1 protein-coding gene is annotated in these 240 nt (G+C 59.2%); it reads right to left on the reverse strand.

Annotated elements, in window-relative coordinates:
• The coding region (locus SB765_RS33295; RefSeq protein WP_410932991.1) for a type VI secretion system contractile sheath domain-containing protein at positions 1-240 on the reverse strand (240 nt) is incomplete at both ends.

The following is a 240-nucleotide window of genomic DNA, read 5'->3' on the forward strand; positions in this document are numbered from 1 at the left end:
GCCGGCAGCAGCGATGAAAGGGGCATGGGCCATGCACGCGACACTGGCGACGTATTGCATGAGCTTCACATCGGGTGCGCTGGGGGATAGGTAATAGTTGGAGATGATCGCGCCTACCGGCTGACCGCCGAACTGGCCGTACTCGGCGCTGTAGATATGCTTGTACAGCCCCGACTGGGTAATTTCCGAGGCGTCTTCAAAATCGTCCAGCAGGTCCGTGCGCGAGACATTCAGCAGTTC

The sequence above is a fragment of the Pseudomonas sp. SIMBA_067 genome (assembly GCF_046534675.1).
Taxonomy (GTDB): domain Bacteria; phylum Pseudomonadota; class Gammaproteobacteria; order Pseudomonadales; family Pseudomonadaceae; genus Aquipseudomonas; species Aquipseudomonas putida.